Genomic DNA, 6,606 nt, shown 5'->3' with positions numbered 1-6,606 from the left:
CTCAGAAGCCATGGCTGCGGAGTGGGTCATTCCAGAACATCCCAGCGTCTCTACCAGAGCCTCCTGAATGATCCCGTCTTTTACATTCAGGGTGAGCTTACATGCTCCCTGCTGCGGTGCGCACCAGCCTACACCGTGGGTAAAACCGGAAATGTCCTTGATCTCCTTTGCCTGTACCCATTTTGCCTCTTCCGGGATCGGAGCTGGTCCGTGATTCGCGCCCTGCGCTACCGGACACATCATTTCTACTTCGTGTGAATAAATCATTTTTAAACTCCTTTCAACTATGAATCTTTTCTGTCGTAAAGGTTGTTAGAACTTTAACACCATACCACTTTTTATTTTCTCACAGATTTATTTATTCGTCAATTACTAGTTTTCCCCAGGCTGGAACAATTCCCACATCCGGCTGTCCTGCCTGTAGGGCTCCAGCTCTTCCTCTGTGAACTCCGCCGTTACCCATCCCCGGGACAGGCGCATGTCGTCCTCGCTGCGGAAAGCGTAGGTAAATCCTACTCTCAGGCCGTCTCCGGCAAGGACCAGATTGGCGAAATACCGGCCGTCGATGATCTCCCCGGTCATGGTCCCCAGGAAGGCTTCATCGGAGAGTTCCGCCGCCGGATAGTTGTCCGGATCCTTCTCTTTGATCTTCGCCCGCCACAGATCTACAAATGTTTCGTCCGCACGGAGCACATCCTGGACATCGTAGACCTCAGCCGTCTCAAGATCAATGACCCGGGTGCGCAGGGCCAGATATTCCCCATAGACAGAACCGGTGAAATAATGGTCCTCATAGATCACGCACAGCAGCCGGTCATCCATATAGGTAACCCGGTACTTCACCTGGCTTCCCAGATAAAGCTCCTCCTGCTCTGCCAGGAAATCCTGGATCTCCTGGGTGGGATTCAGGTAATAGGTATTGGCGTTGCCCATGGCGGCGTCTTTCAGGATCTGGTTTACTTCTTGATCCTTCCCGGAGGGCAGGCCTGACACCTGGGGATAATCGATATCATAATCAATGGTAGCCTCTTCCCTGGCCTCCTTCTCTTTATAGTTCTCTTCCGTCATCTGATAGCTTACGTCTGAGGCGACATAAGCCGGGATATCATCGATCCCCTCATCCTCTGCCGGGGATTCCTCTGCCGGATCTTCTTCCTCATAGCCCGGAAGGACTTCCGTCTCCGGCTCGTCAGGGATCTCTTTCTGCCGCTCTTCCTGACGCTGCACTTCCTGAAGGGATTCCACTTCCCCCACCACTTTCTTTCCAAGAAGGAAGATCAGCAGACACAGTACCAGCACCGCCACACAGACCCCGCCGATGATCAGCCCCATGCGAAATCCATTTTTGTGAGGCTTTAACTCCACCGGGGAGAGCATATCCTCCATGGGGAAAAAGGTTCTCCCGTTCTCCTGGCGCTGTGGCGCGTACACCCGCAGGCCGCACTTTGTGAGAAACGGCACTATCTCCTGAGGCGCCTGTGCAGTGATCCGCAGCACCGCGAACTTCTGGCTGCACACCTGACGGAGCATATCCACGATGGCTGTTCCCATCCCGTGCCTGCGATGCTCCTCTCGCACAAATACGAACAGGATCTGGCCTCCGCTGTCTGCCATGCCCCATCCCAGGAGCCCGGCCGCCGGTCCGTCCCCAAAACAGCCGGCCAGGATCAGATTCTCTTCTTCTGCCTGTCTTAAGATCTCGTCCTCCTGCTCCAGCCCGTTAAAGATCCCCGCCGCCAGGCAAAGCGCCCCGTGGATCTCTTCTTTCTCCAGCACACGAATCACCATAGGTTCATCCCTCCCTTTTGTCTCTCTAGTCCATCTGGATCAGATCCCAGAATTCACTGTCCGTGGAAAACTCCTGGACCTCCTGGAAAGAATAGGGCGCCGTGACCCAGATATAGCCCAGGTCGTTTGCGTCTCCTTCCGGATAGTTCAGGTCGAATCCGATCTCCACTCCCTGGCTGTCCACGAAGAAATTAGGGGTGTACACCCCGCTCTCATCCTGGCCCTTCAGCGCCTGGATCAGTTCCTTTGGATCCGCCTCTTCCAGGAACCCGTCGTTGTCTGCTTCTTCCCGCATAACTTCCAGCCAGTCCGCCACAAAGGCCTCATCCAGCTTCACGATATCCTCTACCTGGTAGACCTTCCCATCCTGAAGACTGATGTTGATGGTCCTGAGATCCATGTTGACCACATCCATGCTTCCTTCATAACTCTGATCCTCGAAGGCGATACTGATAAAATCCTTCCCTGCGAAACAGATCTTATAGCTTCCTGTGCTTGCCAGGACCGGGGTCTGTTCCGTCAGCACCCGCTCCTTGATCTCCTCCGTGGGGCTGGTATAAAGCTCCTCCACCTTGGCAAGGGCACAGTCCCTGATGGCTTCATTTACCTTGGTCTCTACTGCAGGATCCAGTCCCTCCAGCACCGGATAGGGGATCTGGAACTGGATCAGGGTAGACTGTTTCTCCGTATCGGTAAACTCATAGCTCTCTTCCCGGATCTCATAGGAAAGATCTGTCGCCTCATAAGCAGGGACTCCATCCAGGCCGCTGATCTGGGAGTCCTCGCCTCCTCCGTCCCAGCCATCGCTGCCGTCCCAGCCGTCGCTGCCATCCCCTGGGATGTCGAAGAAATCTTCCTGCCCCTCTTCCGGCTGCTCCCAGACCTGGGAGTCCTGGACCCGCTCCTGGATCCCCTGGTAAATGTTTCGGATCAGGAACACGCCGCCTATCAGGATCAGCGCCACCAAAAGGCCTGCCGCCACCACAGCCGCGATCACCGGAACCCGGGATTTTGCCCGTACCGGCTGCACCAGCCCCGCACTGGCAATTACAGACATGGGCACAGAGGGAATCCCATTTTCCAGGCTCTCCGGTCCGTCCACGTGCATCCCCATCCGCTCATAGGCAGGAACCGCTTCTGGTGTGGCATGCACCCGGATCTCCCGCACACAGAGCTGCTGCACACCGTAATTGTACACCGTCTGGAACAGCAGTTTCCCGATTCCTTTACGCTGCCAGGACTTCCTTACAAAAAACAGGCTGATCAGACCGTCTGACCCCACTGCGATCACCCCCGTCATCTGTCCGCCGTCAAAGGCGCCAAAGAAGATCTGTTCTTTGCGCTCAAACAAGGGGGCTATATTCTCATATTTGATAAACTTCTGGAACTCTCCCACTCCCTCCGGCGTCCAGGAGGGCGCCACATCCCGGGCGAACACCTCCCACACAAGATGAAGGGCCGGCAATAATTCCTGCTGGCTCAGCAGTCTGATCTCCATCGCTTTTCTCTCCTTATTCTGAATCTTGTCTCAACAGTTCCTCCCGGAGGATCGTCAGGGCGTTCACCACCGCATATTCCCGGTTCTTCGCCCGGTTTCCGGTAAAATGACACATAACTGTCCGGGTATTCCCGCCAACGCAGCAGCCAATATACACCAGACCTACCGGCTTCTCCTTAGTTCCTCCGTCCGGTCCCGCGATCCCTGTCACAGAAAGCGCCGCCTGCGCTTCTGCGTGGGCCGCCGCGCCTTCCGCCATCTCCCGAGCCGTCTCAGGACTTACCGCGCCGTGAGCCTGCAGGGTCTCATGGCGTACCCCCAGAAGCTTTTCCTTGGCTTCATTGGAATAGGTGATGTACCCTTCCCGATATACCCCGGAAGCTCCGGGCACATTCATGATCCGCCCGGCAAGAAGCCCGGCTGTACAGGACTCCGCCGTAGTCAGGGTCATGTGCCGCTTCTCCAGCATTTTCACCAGATCCTCCTCCAGCGTCACCTCTTCCCGGTTGGTAAAGATGCGGTTCCCGAATCTCCGGTACAGCTCCTCTTCCACCGGCCGGATCAGCGCTTCCGCCTGCTCCTCGCCCGCCGCCCTGGCGGTGATCCTCAGATGCACCTCCCCGGTCTTGGCGTAGGGAGCCAGCGTGGGATTGGCCTGTTCCATCAGATCCGTGACCTGATCCTCCACCTGGCTCTCTCCCATCCCGCAGATCTTGATCATATGAGAGTAGATCCCCTCCGGTTCCCGCCGGTTTAAATACGGTGCGATATCCCGCTCAAACATGGGCCGGATCTCATTGGGAGGACCTGGCAGAAGGATGGCAGTCCTGCCCTTCCCTTCCTCCACGTCTCCCTCCAGGATCAGTCCCGGGGCGGTCCCGTTGTAATTGTCCACTACAGTGGCGCCCTCCGGCACCAGCGCCTGCTTCCAGTTGTTGGCGGTAAGCTTGCGCCCGCTGCGGTCGAAATATTCCTGGATCCTTTCTCTGGTATGGGGGTCTTCTCTCAGTTCCCGGCCGAAGACCTTTGCCGTCACTTCCTTGGTAAGGTCGTCTTTGGTAGGCCCCAGGCCTCCGCTTAAGATCACAATATCAGACCGGGACAGGGCCCTTCTTAATTCTTCCTCCAGCCGCTCTTCGTTGTCCCCCACCACGCTCTGATGATAACAGGACAGCCCAAGGAGCGCGCAGCGCTCCGCCAGGTAAGCAGCGTTGGTGTTCACAATATTTCCCAACAGGATCTCAGTCCCTACAGAGATCAGTTCTACCGTCATCTTTTACATGCCTCCCTTGGTAAGCACCTGTACATTTTTCGCCACATAATCCACCAGGGATACCACAGTCAGTACCAGGGACAGCCAGATGAGCACCGTTCCGATCACGTCAAACACTCCGCCCAGATCTGCGATCAGCACTATGATCATAAACATCTGGGAAACGGTTTTGAACTTGCCCCAGTAACTGGCGGCGATCACGATCCCTGCGTCAGAAGCCACCAGACGGAACCCGCTGATGATAAACTCCCGGGCAATGATCACGATGACAAACCAGGCGGCAAGGGTGCCGTCGGGGATCATACAGATCATGGCCGAACACACCAGAAGCTTGTCCGCCAGGGGATCCATAAACTTTCCAAAGTTGGTCACCAGATTCCGGGACCTGGCGATATGTCCGTCCAGCATATCCGTCAGGCTGGCCACACAGAACAAGACCAGGGCGATCCACTTATTGGCCGCGCCTCCTGCGTCCGTCAGCATGAAAAACACGAAAAAGGGCACCATGATCACCCGCAGTACAGTTAACTTATTTGGCAGATTCATCTTAACACCTCTCCTATCAAATCATATTCCAATGCGCCGGTCACTTTTACCTTTACAAAGTCTCCGGTCATCAGTTCCTCTTCTGTCTGGACAAAGATCAGGCCGTCCACCCCGGGGGCGTCCATATAGGTCCGTCCCACATAAGCGTTCTCATCGGCCACCTTGCCCTCGATCAGGACCAGCATTTCCCGTCCCTTCATCTGCTCCGCCCGGTCAAAAGCGATCTCCTGCTGCAACTCCATCAGCTGGGCCTTGCGGTCTTCCTTCACCTCTTCCGGGATCTGATCCGGCATCCGGGCAGCCGGCGTATCCTCCTCCGGGGAGTAGGTAAATACTCCCAGCCGGTCAAATTCCATCTGGTCTACAAAATCCATCAGTTCTTCCTGCTGCTCTTTTGTCTCTCCCGGGAACCCGGTGATCAGGGTTGTCCGGATGGCAATGTCCGGGATAGCCTCCCGCAGCTTCCCGATGATCTCCACCAGCTCCGCCCGGGACGTGCGCCGTCCCATCCTCTTCAGGATCTCGTCAGAGGCATGCTGGATGGGAAGATCGATGTAGTGGCAGATCTTTGGCTCTTCTTTCATCACCCGGATCAGTTCTTCATCTACTTCTTCCGGATAACAGTAGAGAAGCCGGATCCACCAGATCCCCTGGATCTTGCACAGTTCCCGCAAAAGCCGGGGCAGGGATTTCTCCCCGTACAGATCCTGGCCGTACACCGTGGTCTCCTGGGCCACCAGGATCAGTTCCTTCACTCCTTGTTTTGCCAGATCTTCCGCTTCCTTCACCAGGCGTTCCATGGGAACGCTGCGGTAATTTCCACGCAGTTTGGGGATAATACAGTAAGTACAGTGCTTGTCACAGCCCTCGGCGATCTTCAGGTAAGCATAATGCCCGCCGGTGGTCACCAGGCGCTTCGCCTCCGGCAGCGGCAGGGCGCTGAGATCGTCCACCTGCAGCACACCCCCTTCTGCCAGCGCCTTCTCAATAGCCTCGGCGATCTTATCATAGGAAGTGGTCCCAAGGACCGCATCCACCTCCGGGATCTCCTCCAGGATCTCCCGCTGGTACCGCTGCGCCAGGCAGCCGGTGACGATCAGGGCCTTCAGCCTTCCTTCTTTCTTATATTCCGCCATCTCCAGGATGGTCTCGATACTTTCTTCCTTGGCGTCGTGGATGAAACAGCAGGTGTTGATCACGATCACATCTGCCTGAGCCTCGTCGTCCACAATGGACCAGCCCTTCTCATCCAGGATCCCCAGCATGACTTCAGAATCCACCAGATTCTTGTCACAGCCCAGGGAGATAAAAAGTAGATTCATTCCTTCCTCCTTCTTCTTAGAAGAAAGGCAGATACCTGCCGGCATCTGCCTCTTGTTTCCTTAGGTTCCTTATTCTTCGTCTTCCCCAACGATCGTAACCTTCCCCTGGTTCAGCTCGTCAATGGCGATGGAGAGCGGTTTCTCCCCGTCTTTGGTACGCACCAGCGGCTCCGCGCCGT

At 56.0% G+C, this 6,606-nt stretch carries 6 protein-coding genes and 1 pseudogene; all 7 read right to left on the bottom strand.

Features of this window, described 5'->3' with window-relative positions:
- Positions 1–267: pseudogene (locus ACML7B_RS08670) on the bottom strand (hypothetical protein); the annotation flags it as partial.
- A gap of 105 nt (positions 268–372) precedes the next feature.
- Entirely contained in the window at positions 373–1,788 is a 1,416-nt protein-coding gene (locus ACML7B_RS08665; RefSeq protein ID WP_418540654.1) for a GNAT family N-acetyltransferase, read from the bottom strand.
- 25 nt (positions 1,789–1,813) lie between these two features.
- Positions 1,814–3,286 (bottom strand): GNAT family N-acetyltransferase, encoded by a 1,473-nt coding sequence (locus tag ACML7B_RS08660; RefSeq protein WP_418540653.1) that lies wholly within the window; start codon positions 3,284–3,286, stop codon positions 1,814–1,816.
- A gap of 13 nt (positions 3,287–3,299) precedes the next feature.
- Positions 3,300–4,559, bottom strand: a complete 1,260-nt coding sequence (locus ACML7B_RS08655; protein ID WP_418540652.1) for a competence/damage-inducible protein A — start codon at positions 4,557–4,559, stop codon at positions 3,300–3,302.
- A gap of 3 nt (positions 4,560–4,562) precedes the next feature.
- Positions 4,563–5,105, bottom strand: a complete 543-nt coding sequence (gene pgsA, locus ACML7B_RS08650) for a CDP-diacylglycerol--glycerol-3-phosphate 3-phosphatidyltransferase (protein ID WP_106788520.1) — start codon at positions 5,103–5,105, stop codon at positions 4,563–4,565.
- A complete protein-coding gene (gene rimO, locus ACML7B_RS08645; RefSeq protein WP_346708592.1) occupies positions 5,102–6,427 on the bottom strand; it encodes a 30S ribosomal protein S12 methylthiotransferase RimO in 1,326 nt (441 codons plus the stop codon). Before rimO ends, pgsA begins: the two co-directional genes overlap by 4 nt.
- 69 nt (positions 6,428–6,496) lie before the next feature.
- Complete coding sequence (locus ACML7B_RS08640; protein WP_418540656.1) at positions 6,497–6,592, bottom strand: hypothetical protein; 96 nt, start codon at positions 6,590–6,592, stop codon at positions 6,497–6,499.
- Between the last annotated feature and the right edge of the window lie 14 nt (positions 6,593–6,606).

It is taken from the genome of Massilistercora timonensis, from assembly GCF_048354975.1.
GTDB classification, from domain to species: Bacteria; Bacillota; Clostridia; order Lachnospirales; family Lachnospiraceae; genus Massilistercora; species Massilistercora timonensis.
The sequence above is the reverse complement of the archived record's forward strand: the minus strand, read 5'-3'. Positions and strand labels throughout refer to the sequence as shown.

Bases quoted from the DNA above. Each gene is read 5' to 3' on its own strand.
- ACML7B_RS08665 (WP_418540654.1), bottom strand. From the start codon at position 1,788: ATGGTGATTCGTGTGCTGGAGAAAGAAGAGATCCACGGGGCGCTTTGC.
- ACML7B_RS08660 (WP_418540653.1), bottom strand. From the start codon at position 3,286: ATGGAGATCAGACTGCTGAGCCAGCAGGAATTATTGCCGGCCCTTCAT.
- ACML7B_RS08655 (WP_418540652.1), bottom strand. From the start codon at position 4,559: ATGACGGTAGAACTGATCTCTGTAGGGACTGAGATCCTGTTGGGAAAT.
- pgsA (WP_106788520.1), bottom strand. From the start codon at position 5,105: ATGAATCTGCCAAATAAGTTAACTGTACTGCGGGTGATCATGGTGCCC.
- rimO (WP_346708592.1), bottom strand. From the start codon at position 6,427: ATGAATCTACTTTTTATCTCCCTGGGCTGTGACAAGAATCTGGTGGAT.